This is a genomic window from uncultured Paenibacillus sp. (assembly GCF_963515335.1).
GTDB lineage: Bacteria > Bacillota > Bacilli > Paenibacillales > Paenibacillaceae > Paenibacillus_I.
On the sequence record NZ_CAUPYC010000009.1, the window covers coordinates 46,374 to 67,852 of the forward strand.

A 21,479-nucleotide genomic window follows, 5' to 3' on the forward strand; every position below is an offset into this window, starting at 1 on the left:
TTCCCGAAACACGAATCGGCCGATCCTAGCCGTTCGCGCACATCTTGGTGCTTTTCATATATTCGTTGATTTTTTTGTCGAGCTTGCGGCTGATGGCGATCACTTTGTCCGAATTGAACGATGATTCCTCCATATAGGTCAGCACCATTTTGCTGCGCAGCAGGTTGATTTCGTCTTCAAGCTTGCGGATCGCTGCGGGATTCATCGGCGGTCATCCTTTTTTCACCGATTCGACGAACGCTCCGATCCTCTCGAGCGCTTCGGTCAGCTGCGGCACCGAGGTCGCGTACGAGCAGCGCAGATGCCCTTCCCCCCCGAGTCCGAAAACGTTGCCCGGCACGGCGGCCACGCCCGCTTCCTTCAGCAGCCTCTCTGCGAAGGTTTCGGAATCGAGGCCGGTGCCGGCGACCGACGGAAATACGTAGAAGGCGCCATGCGGCTCGAAGCAGTCGAGGCCGATATCCCGGAAGCCCTTCACCATCAGCCTGCGGCGCTGGTTGTAGGACTCCACCATCCGGTCCTTCTCGCCAAGGCCGTTCTTGAGCGCCTCGAGCGCGGCCACCTGCCCCATAATCGGCGCGCACATGATGGTATACTGGTGGATTTTCAGCATGGCGGCGATCAGCTCCGGATGTCCGCAAGCATAGCCCATCCGCCAGCCGGTCATGGCGAACGCCTTCGAGAACCCGCTGACCAGAATCGTCCGGTCGCGCATGCCGGGCACGGCCGCAAAGCTGGCATGGTTTCCGTTATAGCTCAATTCGGCATAAATTTCGTCGGAGATGACGATCAAATCGTGCTTTTCCACGACCCGGGCGATCGGCAGCCAGTCCTCGTACGTCATAATGCCGCCCGTCGGGTTGCTCGGATAGCACAGAATCAGCACCTTGGAGCGCGGCGTGATGCTCGCCTCCAATTGCTCGGCCTTGAGCTTGAACTCGTCCTTGGCAAACGTCTCGATGCCGACCGGAATACCTCCGCCGAGGGACGTGATCGGAGAATACGTTATGTAGCACGGTTCAGGGATCAAAATTTCATCACCCGGCTCGACCAGCGCGCGCAGGGCCAGATCGATCGCTTCGCTTCCTCCGACCGTTACCAATATTTCATTCGACGGATCGTAACCGACCGCGAAACGGTTATGCAAATATTCGCCGATCGCCTCGCGGAGCTCCGGCATGCCTGCGTTGGACGTATACTGCGTTTTTCCCGCTTCGAGCGCGGATACGCACGCATCCCTCACATGCCACGGTGTAACGAAATCGGGCTCGCCGACGCCGAGCGTGATGATGTCTTTCCGTCCGCTCGCGAGATCGAAGAAACGGCGGATGCCGGAAGGCTTGAGCGAACGCGCGCCGGGCGCCAAGTATTCCGACATCGAAGCGCGTGCAGTCTTGGGCGAGGCGGGTTGTTGCTCCTTGTCTTTAATCATGGCGCAGCTCTCCTTTACGGCGAAATGACAAGGCGGTTATCGCCTTCGGTTTCCTCGAAAATAATGCCGTCCTGCTTGTATTTTTTGAGAATGAAGAACGTTTTGGTGGACAGCACCGAATCGATCGGAGACAGCTTATTCGACACGAACGAAGCGACCTCCTTGAGCGTCTTGCCCTCTACCTCAACCAGCAAGTCGTAAGCGCCCGACATCAGGTATACCGATTTGACCTCGGGATACAAATAGATGCGTTCCGCAATGCTGTCGAAGCCGCGGCCGCGTTCCGGCGTAATCTGCACCTCGATCAGCGCCGTTACCTTCTCGTCGTCCACCTTGCTCCAGTTCACGACGGTCGCATATTTCACGATCACGTGCTCGTCTTCCATTTCGGTTATCGCCTGCTTGACGTCCGCTTCCGGCACGCCCAGCATGGTCGAGATCAATTCCGCTCCGCGGCGCGCATCTTCCTTGAGCAGCTCCAATATTTTCAGCTTCAGTCCATCCATCGTCGCAACCTCCTGCAGTCCGTCTGCGATTAATACTCTCTATCTTACAACGATTAACCGTTTCCTGCAAAAAGAAAATAAACGCCGATTATGTAATCCGGACGGGGCCTCCCGCCCGGTATGCGATCTTGGGGCCGCTTATGGCACATGCACCGTTTTGACATGGTCGAAGTGAATATAGACGGGCTGTCCGGCGGCGTTCGCCAGCTCGATCATTCCGTCTTCCATTTGTTTAAGGATGCCGGTTTTGTTGGGATGGTCGCCCAGATCGAGCACCACGAATTCTCCGATAAGCTTGCGGATTTGTTGATCGAACGTGCGCGCCAGCGAGATGGGCGACGGTTTCAGCGGAAATTGCTCCGGCGGCAAAGTATAGGGCGTCACATCGGGATGGTAAGGGGACAAATATTTCAAATGGCTGAGCGAAACGATGACCGTGTGATAGACGGGCGAATAAAAAGTGAAATAGTCGTTCATGACGCTTGTGACGTAGCCGTGAATCGATTGCGAGCCGGCAATGTACAGCTCCGAAAACATGCCTTTGGCGTTGAACAGCACCTTGCGGTAGGATATCGGATCCGACTGGGGCTCGTAGGGCATCTCCGGGACCGCTTCCGTCGACTCTTCCTGCGATGCCGGCCGCAGCTGCTTCACGTGCACAAGCGGAATGTAATAGAAGTGGCTGGCGCCGCGGATTACTATAATGTCCTGGCCGAGATCGATCATTTTGCCGCGGAGCGGCACTCCTTTGCCGGCAACCTCGACCTCAACCGGCTTGTCAAGCAGCGGATGGTTGGGGTTCTTCATCGGTTTCCTCCTTTCTTGTTCGAATGCACGGTGCCTGTCCACAGCCATCCTGCCAAGAATCGGATCAACACGCGCTGTTCCAATGAATGGGGCGGAGCGAGCAACGTAGGCCTGCCGCATGTTTCTGCGCCTCGCTCCGCTTAAGCAGGTTGGATGCAAACGGTTTGTGCACGGACTTGCGATGCCGGTTCGACGAGCCTCTTCCTGGAGGCATGGGCGCCGTTTCCGGCATTTGCCGTTTTATCGTCTTCCGCCCGATTTGCCCCCTGATTTGCCCCCTGATTTGCCGCCGGATTTGCCGTCTTTCTTGTTGTCTTTCTTGTTGTCGTTTTTGTTGTCTTTTTTGTTGTCTTTCTTGTTGTCTTTTTTGTTGTCGTTTTTGCCGCCGGTTTTATGCGGGCTGACTGTTTTGATATGGAACAACGGAATACGCATCACTTCTTTATCGTGCACCAGCAGCAGCGTGTCGCCGGATACCTCGACGATGAAGCCTTCTACTTTCTCGGGTCCGCCCCAGTTGATTATGACGAACCGCTGGTTCAGCCGGCGGAGCACGCCGTTAAAGTTTTCCGCGATAATGTGGGCAGCCTGGCCGCTTCTGCCACCGCTTCTGCCTCCGCTCTTGCCTCCGCTTTTCGAGCCTTCCGTGATGCTTTTAATATGGTTCGTGTTGACGTAAACAATGCCTTCTTTCGTGACGACGACCAGATAGTCGCTGTGAACCGCGATCACCCGGCCGACGATCGAATCGGGACCGCCGCGGTTGATTTTTACCGTCTTTCCGACAAAACCGTTCAAATACCCTTGAGCCATTTGGTTCCTGCCGCCTTGGTATTGATTCATGCCGCCGAACATTTCAAACATGAACGCCACTTGAATCCCTCCAGATTAATAGATTTATTGTGGTTGACACCATTGGTTCCACCTGCAAGTGCTAGACTTCCCACCGACCAGCCGGACGCCTCTCCCCTTGCGATCATCCCCCATTCGCTCCCCCCCGCGCCATCCGCCAGGGAGGATGAATTGTAATATAGCTATATGTATCCCTCTTGCATTCGGTACTAGATTTTCGCGTAATTCTTCCAAATTATACGTTCGGCTAACACCGTCGATAGATTACGGACATAGCCTGTATCAGAACGATATAAGGAGGAGATTTTAATATGGCTGATAGTAAAATGAATAAAGCGGGCCGGCGGGGGAAAAAGGCAAATACGGCCCGCGGGAACCGCGCGGCACGCGCCGACCGGGCAGGCGTGACGCGCGATGATCGGACGCGCGGCGACCATACGCACGGCACGCACGGCGGCCGGACACGCGGCGTGACTCGAAGCGTCGAATGGCCGTACCAGCGCAGCTATTGGCCGCCGCAATGGTACGTCGAGAACGTGTGACCGAATCCGGGGCAAACGAATACGTTACAAGTAACGAAAGCCTATCGTCAGCGTAGACGATAGGCTTTATCTTTTGTCCCCGAGGAGTGATCGAATGCCCGCCGCCGACTTGCCCGTTCGCCGTATCATCGTCGAGTCTTACTTGTGGAACCGGCTGCATCAAGACCCCTGGAACCGGATGTCCATCCCTGTCCGAATCATGCTCCAAAACCGTACCGTGGACGCCCGGATGAGAATCCGCGGCGGACATACGCGGAGCTACCCCAAGAAGTCTTACGAAATCAGCATTGAAGGCGGCTACACCTTTCATTGGAACACCGAATACGACGATCCGTCGCTCATGCGAAACGCGCTGTCGTTCTATTTTTTCAACCTGATCGGCCTGCCCGCTCCCCGCACCACGCACTGCCGGTTGTCGGTCAACGGCTCGTCGCTCGGCGTTTATCTGGAAATCGAAGCGGTAAATCCGGCGTTTTTCCGCGCGCGCCGTATCGGGCAGCGATCGATTGTGTATGCCGTCAACGATAACGCCCATTTCGGGTTGCTGGACACGGACAGCCAGGCGGCCAAAAGCAGTTTATTCTCCGGATACGAGAAGGTTGCCGGCGACAAGTCGACATCCGTGCGATTGGTCCGTTTCATTCGCGACATCAACCGATTGAAAGGCGCCGCGCTGCGCCGCAGAATTGCAGCCAAGCTCGATACGGGCGTCTATTTGCGTTGGCTGGCCGGGGCCGTATTAACCGGAAATTATGACGGCTTTGAGCAGAACTACGCCCTTTACGAACATAAACAAAGCGGCAAATACCGCATCATTCCTTGGGATTACGAGGGTACTTGGGGGAGAAACTGCTACGGGAAGCCCTGCGAAAGCGACCTCGTCAGCATCCGGGGCTATAATGCGCTCACGAAAAAGCTGCTCGGCTTTCCGATCTACCGGAACGCCTACAAAAAGCTGCTGATCAAACTGCTGCGGACCGCTTTCCGGGAGTCGACCCTGATGCCGGTCGTCCATCGCATGCACCGCCGCATCGCCGACGACATTCGCGCCGACTCCACCCGCAAGCACCATTACGGCGTATTCCAATCGGAGCCCGAATTCATCCGCAACTATATCCGGGAACGCAGAAGCGCCGTCCTGGCCGAGCTTCGAAAGTGGAAGTAAGCGGCCTTGCGGCAAGGGCAAGGTGTGGACAACGGCTTTGTCTATCTGGTATGGTATACAGGTATAAAATAATCGGGTCAGCGTGAAGCACACGCCGTTTGTCTCCTAGGGAGGCAGGCGGCGTTTTTGTTTTCGCGGCTCGGCTGTGGAGGGGGATGCAGGTATGTTTGAAGAAGCTTTCGGGCGTTTTTTGGAGGAGCAGCGGAGTTCGGCGAGCGGTCAACGGCTGGAGCGGCTGCATAAGGATCTGACGGGAGAAAAGAAAACTTGTAAATGGGGTATGGGCGCAACAAGTCCAAAATAGTTATCCGGATTCCGGCGTTACTCCCTGCTTTCGGAAGCGCCGCGGACGTTTAATGCCGGATTCCGGCGTTACTCCCTGCTTTCGGAAGCGCCGCGGACGTTTAATGCCGGATTCCGGCGTTACTCCCTGCTTTCGGACGCGCCGCGGACGTTTAATGCCGGATTCCGGCGTTAGTGGCGGAGCCAAGTGTGGCGTCAATAAATATCCATGCTCAGGTAGCGCTCGCCGGTGTCGGGGGCGATGCAAAGAACGCAGCGGCCCTCGCCAAGCCGGTTGGCCACCTGCATGGCGGCCCACACGGATGCGCCTGACGAAGGCCCGACCAGCAGGCCTTGCTCCCGCGCCAGCCGGCGCGTGACCGATAACGCATCGTCGTCGGTTACACATATGATCTCGTCATAAACGCTTGTGTTCAGAATCGCCGGCACGAAGCCGGGACTGGTTCCGACCAGCTTGTGCGGTCCCGGAGCCCCGCCCGACAGTACCGGTGAGCCCGCAGGTTCGACAACAGCGATATGCAGTCCCGGCAGCATCGACTTCAACGTTTCACCCGTGCCGGTAATCGTACCTCCGGTGCCCGAGGAGGCAACGAACGCGTCCAGCCGGCCGCCCGTCTGGCGCATGATTTCATCCGCCGTCGTTCTGCGGTGGATGTCAGGATTCGCGGCGTTCTCGAATTGATTCGGGATGATGCTGCCCGGTATTTGCGCCTGCAGCTCGCGCGCTTTGCGGATGGAGCCGGGCATCCGCTCGGCCGCCGGCGTCAACACGACCTCCGCGCCGTAAGCGCGCACCAGCTTGATCCGCTCTATCGTCATGTTGTCGGGCATGACCAGAATAAGCCGATAGCCCTTGACCGCCGCGTTCATTGCCAATCCGATCCCGGTATTCCCACTCGTCGGCTCGATGATCGTGCCGCCGGGCTGAAGCAGGCCCTGACGCTCGGCAGCTTCAATTAGCGCAAACGCCGCGCGGTCCTTCACGCTCCCGCTCGGGTTGAACCGCTCCAGCTTGACCAGCACCTCCGCCGAGCCCGGCTCCACAATGGACAAGCGAACCGCGGGCGTCTCGCCGATCAAATCCGTTATCCGATTCACAACTCTCGGCATCCCTTTTCTCTCCCCATATATGTACTCACAACAATCCTCTCCATCACTTGCCGGCAGACGTTCCGTTCCCACGCCGTTGCAAGCCGTCCTGCCCGATCAATGTCCGCGAGCCGCCGCCTAACCGTTCGCCGTTCCCCGGACAAGCCTTCCCCGCAGCAGCAACCAGCCCGGCAGCGGAGCGGCCCCGACGATGAGCAGCAGCCAGATAAGCGCTCCGGCCGATTCGGTCCTCGCCACAACCGCCAAATAAACGGCAAGTCCGATCACACGGCCGGCAATCAATCCGGATTCCCGAAGCACGATCAGCTCCTCCCGCCGGACCGCACTCGCCTCGGACGCGCCGATCAAATCGAACACCGCCGACGTCATCGGTATGATGTACAGCGGCATGAACAGCGCGGTCGCGATTCCAAGCCACAGCATAGTACGGTAATCCACATCAATGAACAACAGAATCGTAACGATCGACAAGGCAAAGGCGCCGGCCACCATCGCCTTGCTCCGAATGTCCGGCTTCAGCACACGGCCCGCAAGCCAGAAGCTCACAAGCGCGACCAGGGAAGTCCAGAGCGTGAAGCTGCCCAGGCTTTGCTCTTTGCCGGTCGACAGAAATACAAGCAGACCGAGCAGGAACCCGAACACGCCTTCGCGAACGCCCTGGAACATGAGGGAAGGCACGACCCGCCGCCACGGGCTGCCGTCGCACCGGATCTGGCGAACGCCGTACAGCCAATCGTATTCGCCCGACGCTCTGCGCTTCGCCAGAAAAAAGCTCACGACCGCCGCCGTCGCAAAAACAACAAGCGACACGGTAAAGACGATCCGGTACCCGCCTGCGCCGAACACCCCGATCACGAAGCCCGAAATCCACGGCGCGATCATGCCGGCGCCCGAACCGAGCAGCCCGCCCCAGCCGTTGAACCGGTCGCGGTTGCCGGGCTCCGTAATTTCAAAATAAACGACATTGTAAGCCATCCAGAAGAAGCCCATGGCCAAACCGTTCAGCGCGCCGAGCGGAACGACGTAACGGCTGGCCGCCGGCCCGAGCAGCAGCACAGCCAAATAAAACAAGCCGGATAAAATGAGGCCGATCCGCAAGCTGTTCATTTTGTTGTATTGCTTGACCCACCGGCCGACGATCCAGAACGTCAGTCCCGACATCAGGTGCTGGGAAAGCGCAAACCAGCCGATCGGCGCAAACGACTGGCTCGCCTTCCATAAATAAACCGGAACGAATGTACCCGACAATGCGTTAGCCGTATTATACAACCCTTGCACCGCGAGCAGCAGCACCCCTTGCTTGCCGAGTCGGCGGCTGACGCGATCCCGCCGCGTCCGTCCGCCGGAACGGTTGGGTACCGTCCATTTCGGCTTCCGCAGCCCATTCGGCGCGATCGTCCCGCCGGTTCGGGCCGCCGCGTGCTTTTCCTGCGCCATTGCCAATGCCTCCCGCCGGTTGGAATCTTAAGCTAAGATGCCCCAACCGAGGGAAGCGCATGCTTTGCAGGTATTGCCATCAGAGCGAATCGGCGCCCAACCGCTTCAGGAAACCGTCCCGGTCATTAGAAGACAAACGGTTCTGCGTATGGAAACAGGACGGGCAAACGTACCAGACAAGCTGAAAAGGTCCCGGCAGCAGCGGTTGTCCGACCGCCTCGTGCAAGGTCGGCCGATAGCGCTCGTCCGCGATCGTCTGCGTTCCGGCCTGAACCATGAACTCTCGGCATTCCGGACATTCCGGCACTTCCTCCTGCCCGTCCAGAATCCTCTCGAGCTTCTCCTCCAGCAAGAGCAAGCGCGAGCTCGTATGGCGGTAGCCGTCCAGCTCGTCGTCCATCGGTGCGCCGCGCCTCCCGCCGGGTATGCCCGAGGCCTCTGCCCTCCGCCCTTCGACCGCTTCCCCGCCGTCGTTGTCGACCGAGAAGCTGACCGTCCGGTAAGCTTTCAAGTCATTTTCGCAATGCGGACAGAATTCTTCGGGCCCCAATTCCTCATCCCACACGATTTCCGTGTCGCACCAAGGGCAAACGGCATGCTTTTCCATCGGTCGCTCTCCTTTATCCCTTATTTTATAAAGCCAAGTAGACAACGCCGATCACGAAGAACAGCACCGCCAGCACAAGCAGCGTTCCCCCCAAATATTTCACCCCGCGTCACCCCTTCCGTCCTCACGACAACACGGTTGCGCCGATGACGTACGAAAGCGACACCGAGATAATCATCGCAATCAGGCCGACGGCACGGTTATCCTTTTTGATTTCTTCATCGATGCGAAAGACGGGCGTCATGAATTCAAACAAAAAATAAGCGGCCATGAGCAGAATAAAACCGAAGCCCGCCCACGCCATGCTTTGATAGACGGAGTCGCCGCCCTCGATCGAGAAACGAAACAGGTTGCTGATGCCGAAAATTTTGCCGCCGGTCGCCATCGCCACAGACAGATTGCCCTGCTTGATCTCTCTCCAGCAGTTGTAGCGGGTGACGAGCTCGAAACAGTACAAAAACACGATGAGCGCCAGCACGGCGACCGATACGTAAGCTAACGTTGCGATATAAGGATTGTGCAGCAACCCGTCGACTTCCTTATCCATCCGACTCCCCGTCCTTCCGCCGTGCCGTTATTTCAGCTCGGCAACCGTAACGCCGTTGCCGCCTTCCCCGTAATTTCCCAGCCGGTAAGCCTTGACCAGCCGGTGCTTCCGCAAATAATCCTGGACGCCGCTGCGAAGGACGCCGGTCCCTTTGCCGTGAATGATATAAACCTGCCCCATGTTCGACAGATACGCTTCATCAATGAAGCGGTCCACCTCGACGATCGCTTCTTCGAGGTTGGCTCCGCGGAGATCCAATTCCGTGCGCACCGCGTCATCCTTCGTCCTTTTCAGGCTGGCCGCCTGCTTCGGCTGCTGCCGGCTTTCGTTGTTGGCGGCCTTGACCAGCTCCAGGTCGTCCAGCCGCACCTTCATTTTCAGAATGCCCAATTGCACCGTCGCCTCGGCTGCCCCAAGCTCGACCACGTGGCCCTTCTGATTCAGGCTGTATACCATGACCTCGTCGCCAACCTGGATTTTCTGCGGCTTGCCGCCCCGCGGCGCGGCCGTCTTCGGCTTCTGAAGCCGGGGCGCGGCCTCGTCCAGCCGCTTGCGCGCTTCGATCAGCTTATGCTCCTTGACCGACGCGCCCTCCTCCATCGCGAGCTTGCGCAGATCCGCGACGATCTGCTCCGCCTCGCGCTTCGCCTTGGCGACCGCCTCGCGCGCCTCCTCCTGCGCCTTCGCCAGCATCCGGTCGCGCTGCTCCTCGAAGCGGCGCAGCTCGGCCGCATGCTTCGCCTTCAGCCGTTCCATCTCCTCGCGCAGCGCCGCCGCCGTCAGCCGCTCCGATTCCGCTCCGAGACGGTCCTCCTCGAGGGAAGCGATCATATTTTCGACCCGCATATCCTCTTCGCTTACTTCGCCCCGCGCATGCTCGATGATCGGGCGCGGCAGCCCCAGCCGTTCGGCGATCGCAAACGCGTTGCTTCGGCCCGGAACGCCCACAAGGAGGCGGTAGGTCGGGCTGAGCGTCTGCACGTCGAACTCCATGCTGGCGTTGATGACGCCTTTGCGGTTATACGCGTAAGCTTTGAGCTCGCTGTAATGAGTGGTGGCCACCAGGCGGCAGCCAAGCTTATGCATATGCTCGAGGATGGCGATGGCGAGCGCCGAGCCTTCCGCCGGATCGGTTCCCGCTCCCAGCTCGTCAAGCAGCACGAGGCTTTTCGGCGTCATGGAATCGAGAATGCGGATAATGTTCGTCAAATGGCTCGAAAACGTGCTCAAGCTCTGCTCGATGCTTTGCTCGTCTCCGATGTCGGCGTAGATCGCGTCGAACACGCACAGCTGGCTGCCGTCCTCTGCCGGCACGAACAGGCCGGACATCGCCATCAGGCTCAGCAGGCCGATCGTTTTCAGCGACACGGTTTTGCCGCCCGTATTCGGGCCGGTGACGATGATCGCCGAATATTGGTTGCCGAGCTCGACGTCCAAAGGGACGACGGATGCGGGAGCGATGAGCGGATGCCTGCCGCGCTTCAGCTTGATGAAGCCGCGGTCGTTCATGCGCGGCAGCGACGCTTTCATCTCATGGGCAAGCCGCGCCTTGGCGAACGCGAAATCAAGCTGTCCGAGCAGCTCGAGATCGACCGCCAGATCCTCCGCATACTCCGCCGTTTGCGCCGTCAGCCGATGCAGAATTTTCTCGATCTCGCGCTCCTCGTTCAAGCGCAGCTCCCTCAGCCGGTTGTTCATCTGGACGACGGCCTCCGGCTCGATGAACAGCGTCGCGCCCGAGCCCGACTGGTCGTGGACGATGCCGCCGAAATGGTTGCGGTATTCCTGCTTGACCGGAATCACGTAGCGGTCGCCGCGAAGCGTGATGATGGCGTCCTGCAGCATTTTCTGCACGGAGGGGGATCGAATCATCGACTCCAGCTTTTCGCGGACGCGCGCCTCTCCGCCGCGCAGTTCGCGCCGGATCGCGGCGAGCTCCGTACTGGCGTTGTCCATGACCTCGGCCTGCTCGTCAATGCACGCCATGATCGCTTCTTCCAGCACGCGGTGCTCGGTCAGCTGCTCCGCCATCGCATTCAGCAGCGGCATCGGATGATCCTCATGCAGAACGGCGATATGACGCTTCACCCTCCTGCCCCCGCGCACCGTGCTCGCAATATCGAGCAGCTCGGCCGGGCTCAGCATGCCGCCGATTTTCGCCCGTTTCAAGGAAGCCCGAATATCGGCGATTCCGCCGAACGGAGCCGCGCCCTTGAGGCGGTCGGCCGCATAAGCTTCGTCGGTCGCCTGCAAAAAGCGCTTTACGTCCTCAAGATCCGAGCTCGGAGAGAGCGCTTCGGCCGCCGCTCGGCCCAAAGCGGTGGACGCGTGTCGCGTCAATTTATCGATAACCTTGAAATAATCAAGTGTCTGCAAAATTTTGCCGTCCAACTTCTCGACAACTCCTCTCGCTTTCCATTATAACGTATTGCGCGCGGGCTTCGCCACGACGTTGACGTAAACTGCCATTCATGAAACGCCGTGAACGGGGAACACTAGCCGTGCGAACATATCCAAACTGCTCAGAAGGAGGGTGTTCAACCATGCAATTTCTCGGAACAGTCGTCCGTTTTATCGTCTCTGCGCTTGTTCTGATGGTCGTCGGCTGGCTTGTGCCGGGCTTCAGCGTCGGCGGTTTTTGGAGCGCATTGCTTCTCGCACTGGTGATCGCGGCGCTCGGCTGGATCATCGAAGGTATTTTCGGCAAACGGGTTACGCCGTTCGGCCGGGGAATCGTCGGCTTTGCCGTCAGCGCGCTCGTGATCTGGCTGGCGCAGTTCATCGTCGGCAACGTCGATGTGTCGATTCTGGGCGCCGTACTGGCCGCGCTGGCGATCGGGGTTATTGACCTGTTCATCCCTGTCAGCACCCCGTATGACGCCGCGAAGAAAAGCTGATCGGCCGCCGCCGGGCCCCAAAGCGGTCTTGCTTTCGCTGAAGAGAGCAGGACTGCTTTTCGCTTGGTCGCATGGTTGGCGAATCTTGTTCAGCGCTTGGGCCCCTTTCATATCTGCAACATTGGTGCGGCGCAGGCCACACTAAGATGGTATCCAAACTGATCGTGGAATAATCCTGCTTCATCCAGACGCTGCTGTCCGATTGAGGACGGGGGCGTTTTTCATTTTATCTCATAGCTTTCATAACAAAGTCTTATGGCTCCAAGCCTTCACGCCGCTTCTCCCGTTTGCTACCATAGAAATAGGATGAAAAGACTCGGACTTTGTCCGGACGGAGGGATTGACGGTGGCAAAAGGAAGCTTGGAAGGCAAGGCCGCGTTGATCAGCGGCGCGGGTACCGGGCTGGGGCGCGCGACTGCCGTCGCCTTTGCGCGGGAAGGCGCAAAGGTTGCACTGATCGGAAGACGCGCGGGCAAGCTTGAGGAGACGGCGGCGGAAGTACGGGAGGCCGGCGGGCAGGCGTTGGTGCTGCCGGCGGACGTTTCGGATGAAGAGCAGGTCAACCGCGCGGTGGCGGCGGCTCTGGCCATGTTCGGCAAAATCGACGTACTCGTCAACAACGCGGCCATATTCGAGCCGAACGCGGCGGCCGACACGACGCTGGCCGAATGGACGAGGCAGCTTGCGGTCAATTTGACCGGCCCTTTGCTGCTTGCCAAGGCGGTGCTGCCGTCGATGAGAGCGAAGCATTACGGCCGGATCATCAATATCACCTCGTCGATGGCATGGAACGGCGCCGGCGGCTATGCAGCCTACGGCGCGTCCAAGGCCGGGCTGGAGTCGCTGACGCGGACGCTCGCCGACGAGGAGCAGAACAACGGCATTCTGGTCAATGCGTTCAATCCGGGTACGGTTCGCTCGGAAATGCACGCTACCGGCAAGGACCCTGCGCAGGTGGCGCCGCATTTGGTCCGCCTCGCCTCACTGCCGGCCGGCGGCAAGACCGGCGAGGTGGTGGCGTACGAGTAGATTGAACCGCTTAGGCGGGTTGCGTGGGGAATAATGCCGGATTCCGTTGCGGACGCCCTGCTTGCCGGGCGTCCGCGCATCAATTAAAAATCGCCAAGCGGATTGTACCGCCGGCGATTTTTATTCGCATCACAAGCTATTCCTGCTCGATCAGCTCGATCCACTCGTTGTACTCCGTCTGCAGCTTCGCATATTCGTCCTTGAGCGACTCGTGCTCGCCGAGCAGCCGGTCGTACGCGTGCCGCACCTCGTCCGACGCCGCTTTAGCTTCGCTGCGCGCATCCGCCAGCTCCGCTTCCAGCCGTTCCAGGCGCTCACGGAGCCGGTCGGCCTCGCCGTGCGAACGCTCGGCTTCCGCCTGCCGCAGTCCGGCCTCCTCAGCCAACCGCACCTCGAGTGCGTCGCGCTCTTCCGCCAGCTTCGCGGCTCGCTCGGCCAATGCGCTTCGTTCGGCCTCCAGCTTCGCGGCACGCTCGGCCAACGCTCCCGCGTCTTCCGCTTGCACCTCCAGCCGCTCCAGCCGCTCCTTCAACTGTCGTTCACGCGTTAAATAACCGTCCGCGTCCTGTTCCAATCGCTCGAGCTGCCCGCGCAGCGAGCGTTGCGATTCCTGCAGCTGAGCCGCCTGCGATTCGGCCGCTTTAAGCTGCTCCTTCTGACGGGACAGCAGCTGCTCCAATTGCTGCGCCTTCGCCCTTCGCTCCACATCCTGTCTGTGCAGCGCTTCCGCTTTTTTCTCCGTCTCGGAGAGCCGGAATTCCCGCTCTCTCAGCTCCCGCTCGACACCGCTGAGCATAGACCGCAGTGCCTCTTCCTGCTCAAACGCCTGCATCGCGCGCTCTTCCGCGTCCGACGCTTGTCCCGCAAGCAGGGCACGCTCCCGTTCATGCGCTTGCGCGAGCTCGTCCAGCTTCGCGGCCCATTCGCGCTCCAGCCGCTCACGTTCCGCTTTTACCACCGCTTCGCACTGCTCCGCCGCCGAGCGCGATTGCGCTCCAAGCCGCTCGCGCGCCTCCGCCAATTCCGCTTGCAGCCGCGCCGTCGCGTCGCGCACGCAGCCTTCGATCCGCGCGCGCTCCGCCGCCAGCTCGGCCTCCAGCGGAGCCCTGGCTTCGCGGACCGCCGCTTCCACCCGTTCGCGCTCCGCCGCCAGCTCGGCCTCGAGCCGGCTCGTCTCGCTCTGCAGCCGAGCCTCGAGGTCGTCGCGCTCGACACGCCATTCGGCTTCACGCTCGTCATACATCCGGCGCCAATCCGTTTCCACTGCGGACAGCCGCTTCTCGGCCTCGCCGCGTATCCGGCCCGCCTCTTCCTGCGCATGCAGGCGAACGCCCGAGAGCTCCTCGCGAAGCGCCTTCAGCGTGTCGCGCGCTTCATCCAGCTCCGCGGAAACGAGCTTCCGCTTCGCTTCCTCTTCAAGCAGCCGCTCGTTCTCGCGGCGCAGGCGGAATACTTCATCGGCCATATGAACGGCCGAAAGAACCGCAATACGCGGCATGTCCAGGCGGGGGTATCCCTTTGCCAGCTTATGCATATTCTCATCGACAAGCGCGGCTACGCGCTTCATATAATCTACGTTGGAATGGCCCGTCAATCTGTACTGATGGCCATATATATCAACCGTCACCCGAGTTCGTTCGGCATCCATGATCGGTTCGTCCTCCCGTTTTGCTTGTGTTTCGTGCTGCTCGGCGTCCGCTGAGAAAACTTCTATCGCAGTCATCCTAAGAGGCGAGACCGCGTTTACGCGGCAGCGTAAGTCAATATCGCCGATCGAGAAAGTATGAGTGTGCCGCCGAACGCCTAACCTCATACTTTCTGATACGGTAAAAACAAACCGCACCGAATCGTCCGATTGGAACTAATTCGATGCGGCGGCTTGCGTTTCCTGCCTATTTCCTCAATTCCGCTTGAAAAGATTGTCCCAGCCGCTCGACGACCGCCGCGTGACGCTCCGTCACTTCCTCGTCGGTCAGCGTCCGTTCCGGATGACGGTAAACGAGCGCAACGGCGACGCTTTTTTTGTCCTCGCCGAGCTTGCCGCCCGTGTACACGTCGAATACGCGCACCGATTCGAGCAAATCGCCCGCGGCCGACCGGATTTCATCCGTCAGCCGTCCGGCCTCCACACCGCGGTCGAGCACGACGGCGATATCCCGTTCGATCGCCGGATAACGCGGAAGCGGCTTCTGCATGATCGCGAAGTCCGCCTGCTCATACAGCGGCTCCAATTCAAGCTCGAATACGTACGTATCGGCCAGATCGTCCTGAAGCTGCAGCGCCGGATGCACCTGACCCACGTAGCCGACCGGCTCCCAGCCCCGCGCCGTGTCCAGCAGCACAGCCGCCGTCCGTCCCGGATGCAGCTGATCGATCGATGCCGCCTCGTAACGAACCAGACCTGTCATGCCGAGCATCTCGAACACCGCCTCAAGCACACCCTTCGCATCGTAGAAGTCGACCGGCTCCGCCTTGCGGTTCCAGAGCGCGGAAGCCCGGCTGCCGGTCAGCAGACCGGCGATCCGATGCTTCTCCTGCGGCAAACGGGTCAGCTCGGTTTCGTCCGTCAGAAACACGCTGCCGATCTCGAACAGCGCCAAATCGTCCGTCTTGCGGTTCCGGTTGTATGCCGCGATCTCCAGCAGGCTCGGCACCAGGCTGGTCCGGAGCACGCTTCGGTCCTCGCTCATCGGCATCGCCAGCCGGATCGGCTTGGCTCCTTCGCCGAGCCGCGTGAACAAGCCCGCCCGGTCCGGATGCGTCACCGAATAGCTGATGACCTCATTCAATCCGGACGCCGTCAGCTTGCCGCGCAGCTCGCGCCGGATCGCCTGGGGCACCGTGAGCGCGCCCGGCGTCGTCGGCCCTTCGATCGGCGTGGTCGGAATGTTATCGTAGCCGTACAGACGGGCCACCTCTTCGATCAGGTCGACTGCGCGCGTAATATCGCCTCTTCGGCTCGGCACACGGACAGTGAACCGCCCGGACACATCGTCGCTTTCATACTCGAAGCCGAGCCGGCCGAATACCGTTTTGACCTCAAGCGTCGACAATTCGGTTCCGAGATACGAGTTGATCCGCTCGAGCGTCACCGTTACTTCCGCAGGCTCTTCCTCACGCGTAACGGCCTGCACGATTCCTTCCGCAACCAGCCCGCCGGCATAGCGCGCCATCAGCGAAGCCGCGCGGTCGAGCGCCGGAATGACGCGTGCATCATCCACGCCCTTCTCGAAGCGGATGCTCGACTCCGAACGAAGGCCGAGCTGCCGCGACGTTTTCCGCACCGTGCCGCCCTCGAACCTGGCCGACTCCAGCAGGATGTTCGCCGTTTCAGCCGTTACCTCCGAATTCGCGCCGCCCATCACGCCGGCAAGCGCGATCGGCTTCTCGCCGTCGGCAATCAGCAGCATATGCGGCTCGAGCTTGCGCTCCTGATCGTCCAGCGTAACCATCACTTCGCCTTCGCGCGCCAGACGGACCTCGATCCGGCCGCCGGCGATTTTATCGGCATCGAAGGCATGCAGCGGCTGTCCGTATTCCAACATGACATAGTTCGTAATATCGACGATGTTGCTGATCGGCCGGATGCCCGCCGCGATCAGCCGGTTCCGCATCCACTGCGGCGACGGTCCGACCCTAACGCCTTTAATGTATCGGGCCGCATAGCGCATGCAATGCTCCGGCGCGCTGATCCGCACCTGCACATAATCCGACGCCCGCTCGGCCGCATCGGCCACCGAAATGTCCGGCAGCTTGACCGGGCGGCCGGTCAAAGCGCCCGCCTCGTAGGCGACGCCCAGCATGCTGAGACAGTCGGAGCGGTTGGGCGTCAAGTCCAGCTCGAGCACCTCGTCGTCGATGCCGAGCACCTCGCCGATCGGCGTGCCGACCGCGGCGTCCTCCGGCAGCACGAGAATGCCCTCCTGCTGCTCCTTCGGCAGCAGCTTGTCGTTGATGCCGAGCTCCTTCGCCGAGCAGATCATGCCCTGCGATTCCACGCCGCGCAGCTTCGCCCGCTTGATCTGAAAACCGCCCGGCAGCTTGGCGCCGATCAGCGCGACCGGCACCTTCTGGCCGGCGTCGACGTTGCGCGCGCCGCATACGATCTGCAGCTCCTCGCCTTGCCCCGCATCGACCTTGCACACGTTCAGCTTGTCGGCGTCCGGGTGCTTCTCCTTCGACTTCACATAGCCGACGACCACATTGCCGACGCCTTTGTTCAACTGCTCAACGCCGTCCACCTCGATGCCGCCGCGCGTAACGCGTTCGGCCAGCTCCTCCGCGGAAATGCCTTCCAAATCGATATATTCATTCAACCAACGGTACGATACCTTCATGTCCGATCCCCTTCTTTCCTCGTCACATTCTCGCGAACTGGCTTAAGAAGCGCAGATCGTTCGTATACAAAGCGCGAATATCGTCGATGCCGTATTTCAGCAGCGCAATCCGCTCGACCCCCATGCCGAAAGCGAAGCCGCTCACTTCCTCGGGATCATAGCCGCCCATCTCGAGGACGCGGGGATGAACCATGCCGCAGCCCAAAATTTCCAGCCAGCCGCTTCCTTTGCACATCCGGCAGCCGATGCCGCCGCATTGCGCGCAGGATACATCGACTTCGGCGCTCGGTTCGGTGAACGGGAAAAAGCTCGGCCGCAGCCGGATACGCGTCTGTGAGCCGTACATGCGCTGCACGAACTGCAGCAGCGTGCCCTTCAGGTCGCTCATCCGGATATTCCGGCCAACAACGAGCCCTTCGATCTGGGTGAACTGGAACGAGTGCGTCGCATCGTCGTCGTCGCGGCGGTACACTTTGCCCGGGCATATCACCTTGATCGGCCTCTTGCCGTCCATTGCCTTCATCGTGCGAACCTGCACCGGGGACGTCTGCGTCCGCAGCAAAATGTCATCCGTAATGTAGAACGAATCCTGCATGTCGCGGGCCGGGTGATCCTTCGGCAAATTCAACGCCTCGAAGTTGTAGTAATCGGTCTCGACCTCCGGTCCCTCCGCGATCGTGTAGCCCATGCCGATAAAAATATCCTCGATCTCCTGCTGCACCTTGTTGAGCGGATGGACCGCGCCCGCCGGCAGCTTGCGTCCGGGCAGCGTCACGTCGACGGTCTCGGCCCGAAGCCGGTTTTCCGTCTCCTGCGCCTGGAAACGCGCCTGCTTCACCTCGATAACCGCCTCGATCGCCGCGCGCACCTCATTGCCCACCTGCCCGATGACCGGCCGCTCTTCGGCGGACAAGCCGCCCATGCCGCGCAAAATTTCGGTCAAGGCCCCTTTTTTACCCAAATATTTGACCCTCAGATCATTCAAATGCTGGGGATCGCCGACTGCCTGCAGCTCCTGCAGCGCTTCCTCCCGAAGTGCCTCCAAACGCTCCTTCACAACGTTCGCCTCCAAATTTTTTCCATATTTAGCGTTCGGTTAAATACCCCGTTTTACGATTCTCCGGTTTCTTAACCGAGGATTGCCGGTTGTTGACCGACAAAAAAAGCCCTTCCTCCCCGCAAGGGACGAAAGGACCGTGGTACCACCCTCATTCGAACCGCCCCGGGCCTCACGCCGGGCGCCGATTCCTCTGGCGCGGTTAACGGACCGCATCCGGGCGCAGCCTAGTGGGGTTCCGTGCGGAAGCCCGTTCAGCGGCCTGCTAAGGAGTGAATTTCGGCAGCCCGTCTCCGGGGGACACTCTCAATCGCGGCGTCCCCTCCCTGTCGGAAGGCGCATGCTTACTTATCTCCATCATGGCATTTAAATCCTATGATTTACATTAGTCTATATTATATGCAAACCGACTGTACGGTGCAAGCGGCACGGCCGCAAAGGACTGAAATCAATTCCGATCGTCTGCGAACCACCAACCTGCGTAACGATTAAGTTATCGCGCCGTCCGTTCCCGGCGAGCTATCTACTCTCGATTGTGTTCCCCGTACTTCGGCGAATCGTTTCTTTTCACCGACTTCACCGCTGCCAAGGTAACCATTACAACGGCTGCAAATACGACCGCAAAAAAAATACCGACGGAACCCATCAAACGCTCCTCCTTTTTTAGCCAAGCACGAATCTTCTTCCCACAATAAACTACGTAATGTCGTGTGATCACCACCTCTTATTATGCACCTCAATCCCGGCATCCGTCAAAGAAAGTTTCAATCCTTGATTTTCGGGAGACGCACCTGAAATTCGCTGCCTTGTCCCGGCGTGCTTGTAACGATGATATTGCCGCCATGGAACTCCACGATCCACTTGGCAATGGAAAGGCCGAGACCCGTCCCGTCCGAAGCGTGCATTCTGGCCGATTCACTGCGGTAGAAACGTTCAAAAATATGAGGCAAATCTTGCGGTTCGATTCCGATTCCCGTATCTGCAACCCGCATGACGCAACGCTCCTTGTCGGCATCCACGGAGAGTGCGATAAGGCCTTCCTCCGGCGTATACCGAACGGCATTCTCCGCAAAAATAAGCAGCAGCTGCTTGAGCAAATCCTCATTGCCCCAAGTCAGTGCGGAAGCGCCGTATTCGCATCGGATCGTCGCTTGTAGATTCCAGGCCTTCATATCCAGCTCCACCTCTTGCAAAAGCTTGGACAGATCGACGATCCGCATGCGGATTTCCTGTCCGGCGTCCGCCCGCGCAAGCGACAATAAATCTGCCACGAGCTTCGACATGCGGGCGGCTTCTTTCCGGGTATCCGCCAGAATTTCCGCCTGGTCCTGCGGAGGAATATGTTTCACTCTTTGCAAAATATCCAGATTGCCGCGAATCGTCGTAAGCGGCGCCCTCAGTTCATGCGAAGCATCGGCTATGAACCGTCGTTGGCTTACGAACGCTTTCTCCAGGCTTTCCAGCATTTCATTGAAGGTATCCGCCAAATGGCTTAATTCGTCCTTGGCTCCGGTATATAACACCCTGCGGTCAAACCCTTGGGATACGGCGATCGCTTTAGCGGTCTGGCTTATAATCTCCACCCCGCTTAATGCCTTGCGCGCCAAAAACCAGCTGCCGAGCGCGGCCAGAAACAGGCCGGCCAAGGTTCCGGTGAGAACCGGCCATGCTAAACGTTTTAAAGAGGAATCGATTTGTTTCAACGAAATTTCCGCCTGAATATAACCCACCGCATTGCCCTGATCCAGAACGGGTGCCACCAACATGCGATACCGGCCCAGCGAGGGATCCGTGAACGTGTGCAGCTCCCTCTTCAACGCATGGGTCTCGGGAAGCGAGACTTCGGGAGCGCGAAAAGGATTGGCGCTTTTCGCTATCGATTTGCCCGCGGCATCTTTCATCCATACAGACACGCCGTTCGCGGAATACTCCTCGGATGGAAGGCGGATTTCGGACAACGGTTTGCCCTGCTTTATCTCCTTTTGCACTTCCTCTCGAACGTGCAGGGCCACGCTTTCCAGCGAACGGTCCGTTTCATTGTAAAGGGATGTACGGTGCACCAGATAGATGGAGGAGGTGATGGCCATGAGCACCACGCCGAAGATCAAACAGCTCCATAGCGTCAAACGTAAACGGATCGGCATCGGCTCATTCCCTCAAAGCGTAACCGGCGCCCCTGACGGTATGGATGAGGCGGGCTTCTCCTTGCGCCTCCAGCTTGCTTCGCAAATAACCGACATATACCTCCAGCACATTCGATTCGCCTTGAAAATCAAACCCCCAAATTCTTTCCATGATGAGATCGCGGGTCAATACCTGCTTGGGGTGGCTCATGAAAAAGGCGAGCAGGTTATATTCGGTTGTGGAAAAATCGATCACACGCTCCCCCCTGAATGCCTGGCGGGTTGCCAGATCGAGGACCAGATCGGAAAAAACGAGCCTCTCCGCTTTATTCAGCTTATCCGATCTCCTGAGCAAAGCTTTTATACGCGCTGCCAGCTCCTCGAACGCGAACGGCTTTACCAAATAATCGTCCGCGCCCGTCTCAAGCCCCTCAACCCGATCCGCTATCGAGTCCCTGCCGGTCACCATGAGAATCGGGATGCCGCTGTCTTTTCTCAATCTTTTGCACACTTCCAATCCGTCGATGCCCGGCATCATAATATCCAACACAATCAGATCGGGCTCGTGGTCCAGCACCTGGTGCAATCCTTCCTTGCCGTTGCCGGCAACCCTGACATCATAGCCTTCATACGTCAATCCTCTGCGAATCATCGTCGAAATCGTTTTATCATCGTCTATGATCAGAATATTGGCGCTCATTGCTCTCACCTCTCAAGGCATGGAGTT

The 21,479-nt window shown here is 59.1% G+C and carries 21 protein-coding genes; 5 read left to right on the forward strand and 16 right to left on the reverse strand.

What is annotated here, in order from left to right:
• Positions 1–25: 25 nt before the first annotated feature.
• The 5 genes from RWM61_RS05330 to RWM61_RS05350 form a co-directional block, all read right to left on the reverse strand.
• A complete protein-coding gene (locus tag RWM61_RS05330; protein ID WP_313998200.1) occupies positions 26–205 on the reverse strand; it encodes an aspartyl-phosphate phosphatase Spo0E family protein in 180 nt (59 codons plus the stop codon).
• Positions 206–211: 6 nt separating this feature from the next.
• Positions 212–1,432 carry an aminotransferase class I/II-fold pyridoxal phosphate-dependent enzyme gene (locus RWM61_RS05335; protein WP_313998203.1) on the reverse strand — a complete coding sequence of 407 codons (1,221 nt, stop codon included), beginning with the start codon at positions 1,430–1,432 and terminating at the stop codon, positions 212–214.
• Positions 1,433–1,446: 14 nt separating this feature from the next.
• Positions 1,447–1,938, reverse strand: coding sequence for an Lrp/AsnC family transcriptional regulator (locus RWM61_RS05340; RefSeq protein ID WP_313998205.1), 492 nt, complete (start codon positions 1,936–1,938; stop codon positions 1,447–1,449).
• A 138-nt stretch (positions 1,939–2,076) separates the two neighbouring features.
• Positions 2,077–2,745, reverse strand: a complete 669-nt coding sequence (locus RWM61_RS05345) for a DUF2642 domain-containing protein (RefSeq protein ID WP_313998207.1) — start codon at positions 2,743–2,745, stop codon at positions 2,077–2,079.
• A gap of 240 nt (positions 2,746–2,985) precedes the next feature.
• On the reverse strand, positions 2,986–3,618 hold the full coding sequence (locus RWM61_RS05350) for a hypothetical protein (protein WP_313998209.1): 633 nt from the start codon (positions 3,616–3,618) through the stop codon (positions 2,986–2,988).
• Positions 3,619–3,908: 290 nt separating this feature from the next.
• Between RWM61_RS05350 and RWM61_RS05355 the strand changes: the two genes are divergently transcribed.
• The 3 genes from RWM61_RS05355 (at position 3,909) to RWM61_RS05365 (ending at position 5,608) form a co-directional block, all read left to right on the forward strand.
• The gene (locus tag RWM61_RS05355) at positions 3,909–4,139 is read left to right on the forward strand and encodes a hypothetical protein (protein ID WP_313998211.1); all 231 of its coding nucleotides are present in this window, start codon (positions 3,909–3,911) and stop codon (positions 4,137–4,139) included.
• 94 nt (positions 4,140–4,233) lie between these two features.
• Positions 4,234–5,304, forward strand: coding sequence for a CotH kinase family protein (locus RWM61_RS05360; RefSeq protein ID WP_313998213.1), 1,071 nt, complete (start codon positions 4,234–4,236; stop codon positions 5,302–5,304).
• 163 nt (positions 5,305–5,467) lie between these two features.
• Positions 5,468–5,608: a hypothetical protein gene (locus RWM61_RS05365; protein WP_313998215.1), complete on the forward strand. Its 141-nt coding sequence runs from the start codon at positions 5,468–5,470 to the stop codon at positions 5,606–5,608.
• Between the two features lie 194 nt (positions 5,609–5,802).
• Here the strand turns inward: RWM61_RS05365 and cysK are convergent, their stop codons facing one another.
• From cysK to RWM61_RS05390, 5 genes are all read right to left on the reverse strand, one after another.
• Complete coding sequence (gene cysK / locus RWM61_RS05370; protein WP_313998217.1) at positions 5,803–6,717, reverse strand: cysteine synthase A; 915 nt, start codon at positions 6,715–6,717, stop codon at positions 5,803–5,805.
• A 117-nt stretch (positions 6,718–6,834) separates the two neighbouring features.
• On the reverse strand, positions 6,835–8,154 hold the full coding sequence (locus RWM61_RS05375; protein WP_313998219.1) for an MFS transporter: 1,320 nt from the start codon (positions 8,152–8,154) through the stop codon (positions 6,835–6,837).
• A 79-nt stretch (positions 8,155–8,233) separates the two neighbouring features.
• The gene (locus RWM61_RS05380; RefSeq protein ID WP_313998221.1) at positions 8,234–8,761 is read right to left on the reverse strand and encodes a hypothetical protein; all 528 of its coding nucleotides are present in this window, start codon (positions 8,759–8,761) and stop codon (positions 8,234–8,236) included.
• A gap of 124 nt (positions 8,762–8,885) precedes the next feature.
• Positions 8,886–9,308, reverse strand: coding sequence for a DUF350 domain-containing protein (locus tag RWM61_RS05385; protein ID WP_313998223.1), 423 nt, complete (start codon positions 9,306–9,308; stop codon positions 8,886–8,888).
• A gap of 27 nt (positions 9,309–9,335) precedes the next feature.
• Positions 9,336–11,699: an endonuclease MutS2 gene (locus RWM61_RS05390; RefSeq protein ID WP_313998225.1), complete on the reverse strand. Its 2,364-nt coding sequence runs from the start codon at positions 11,697–11,699 to the stop codon at positions 9,336–9,338.
• 152 nt (positions 11,700–11,851) lie between these two features.
• Here RWM61_RS05390 and RWM61_RS05395 point away from each other — a divergent pair, with 152 nt between their 5' ends.
• Positions 11,852–12,205: a phage holin family protein gene (locus RWM61_RS05395; RefSeq protein WP_313998227.1), complete on the forward strand. Its 354-nt coding sequence runs from the start codon at positions 11,852–11,854 to the stop codon at positions 12,203–12,205.
• A 346-nt stretch (positions 12,206–12,551) separates the two neighbouring features.
• The gene (locus RWM61_RS05400) at positions 12,552–13,235 is read left to right on the forward strand and encodes an SDR family oxidoreductase (RefSeq protein ID WP_313998229.1); all 684 of its coding nucleotides are present in this window, start codon (positions 12,552–12,554) and stop codon (positions 13,233–13,235) included.
• Between the two features lie 136 nt (positions 13,236–13,371).
• Here the strand turns inward: RWM61_RS05400 and zapA are convergent, their stop codons facing one another.
• The 6 genes from zapA to RWM61_RS05430 form a co-directional block, all read right to left on the reverse strand.
• Positions 13,372–14,883: a cell division protein ZapA gene (zapA, locus tag RWM61_RS05405; protein ID WP_313998231.1), complete on the reverse strand. Its 1,512-nt coding sequence runs from the start codon at positions 14,881–14,883 to the stop codon at positions 13,372–13,374.
• A gap of 244 nt (positions 14,884–15,127) precedes the next feature.
• A complete protein-coding gene (gene pheT, locus RWM61_RS05410; protein ID WP_313998233.1) occupies positions 15,128–17,572 on the reverse strand; it encodes a phenylalanine--tRNA ligase subunit beta in 2,445 nt (814 codons plus the stop codon).
• 22 nt (positions 17,573–17,594) lie between these two features.
• Positions 17,595–18,629 (reverse strand): phenylalanine--tRNA ligase subunit alpha, encoded by a 1,035-nt coding sequence (gene pheS / locus RWM61_RS05415; protein ID WP_313998235.1) that lies wholly within the window; start codon positions 18,627–18,629, stop codon positions 17,595–17,597.
• Positions 18,630–19,152: 523 nt separating this feature from the next.
• On the reverse strand, positions 19,153–19,275 hold the full coding sequence (locus RWM61_RS05420; protein ID WP_313998237.1) for a hypothetical protein: 123 nt from the start codon (positions 19,273–19,275) through the stop codon (positions 19,153–19,155).
• 118 nt (positions 19,276–19,393) lie between these two features.
• Positions 19,394–20,773 (reverse strand): ATP-binding protein, encoded by a 1,380-nt coding sequence (locus RWM61_RS05425; RefSeq protein WP_313998239.1) that lies wholly within the window; start codon positions 20,771–20,773, stop codon positions 19,394–19,396.
• Between the two features lie 4 nt (positions 20,774–20,777).
• Entirely contained in the window at positions 20,778–21,452 is a 675-nt protein-coding gene (locus tag RWM61_RS05430) for a response regulator transcription factor (protein WP_313998241.1), read from the reverse strand.
• Positions 21,453–21,479: the final 27 nt, after the last annotated feature.

Bases quoted from the DNA above. Each gene is read 5' to 3' on its own strand.
- RWM61_RS05395 (WP_313998227.1), top strand. From the start codon at position 11,852: ATGCAATTTCTCGGAACAGTCGTCCGTTTTATCGTCTCTGCGCTTGTT.
- RWM61_RS05345 (WP_313998207.1), bottom strand. From the start codon at position 2,745: ATGAAGAACCCCAACCATCCGCTGCTTGACAAGCCGGTTGAGGTCGAG.
- RWM61_RS05430 (WP_313998241.1), bottom strand. From the start codon at position 21,452: ATGAGCGCCAATATTCTGATCATAGACGATGATAAAACGATTTCGACG.
- RWM61_RS05330 (WP_313998200.1), bottom strand. From the start codon at position 205: ATGAATCCCGCAGCGATCCGCAAGCTTGAAGACGAAATCAACCTGCTG.
- RWM61_RS05425 (WP_313998239.1), bottom strand. From the start codon at position 20,773: ATGCCGATCCGTTTACGTTTGACGCTATGGAGCTGTTTGATCTTCGGC.
- zapA (WP_313998231.1), bottom strand. From the start codon at position 14,883: ATGGATGCCGAACGAACTCGGGTGACGGTTGATATATATGGCCATCAG.
- RWM61_RS05385 (WP_313998223.1), bottom strand. From the start codon at position 9,308: ATGGATAAGGAAGTCGACGGGTTGCTGCACAATCCTTATATCGCAACG.
- RWM61_RS05335 (WP_313998203.1), bottom strand. From the start codon at position 1,432: ATGATTAAAGACAAGGAGCAACAACCCGCCTCGCCCAAGACTGCACGC.
- pheT (WP_313998233.1), bottom strand. From the start codon at position 17,572: ATGAAGGTATCGTACCGTTGGTTGAATGAATATATCGATTTGGAAGGC.
- RWM61_RS05360 (WP_313998213.1), top strand. From the start codon at position 4,234: ATGCCCGCCGCCGACTTGCCCGTTCGCCGTATCATCGTCGAGTCTTAC.
- RWM61_RS05340 (WP_313998205.1), bottom strand. From the start codon at position 1,938: ATGGATGGACTGAAGCTGAAAATATTGGAGCTGCTCAAGGAAGATGCG.
- RWM61_RS05355 (WP_313998211.1), top strand. From the start codon at position 3,909: ATGGCTGATAGTAAAATGAATAAAGCGGGCCGGCGGGGGAAAAAGGCA.
- RWM61_RS05420 (WP_313998237.1), bottom strand. From the start codon at position 19,275: ATGGGTTCCGTCGGTATTTTTTTTGCGGTCGTATTTGCAGCCGTTGTA.
- RWM61_RS05375 (WP_313998219.1), bottom strand. From the start codon at position 8,154: ATGGCGCAGGAAAAGCACGCGGCGGCCCGAACCGGCGGGACGATCGCG.
- RWM61_RS05365 (WP_313998215.1), top strand. From the start codon at position 5,468: ATGTTTGAAGAAGCTTTCGGGCGTTTTTTGGAGGAGCAGCGGAGTTCG.
- cysK (WP_313998217.1), bottom strand. From the start codon at position 6,717: ATGCCGAGAGTTGTGAATCGGATAACGGATTTGATCGGCGAGACGCCC.
- RWM61_RS05380 (WP_313998221.1), bottom strand. From the start codon at position 8,761: ATGGAAAAGCATGCCGTTTGCCCTTGGTGCGACACGGAAATCGTGTGG.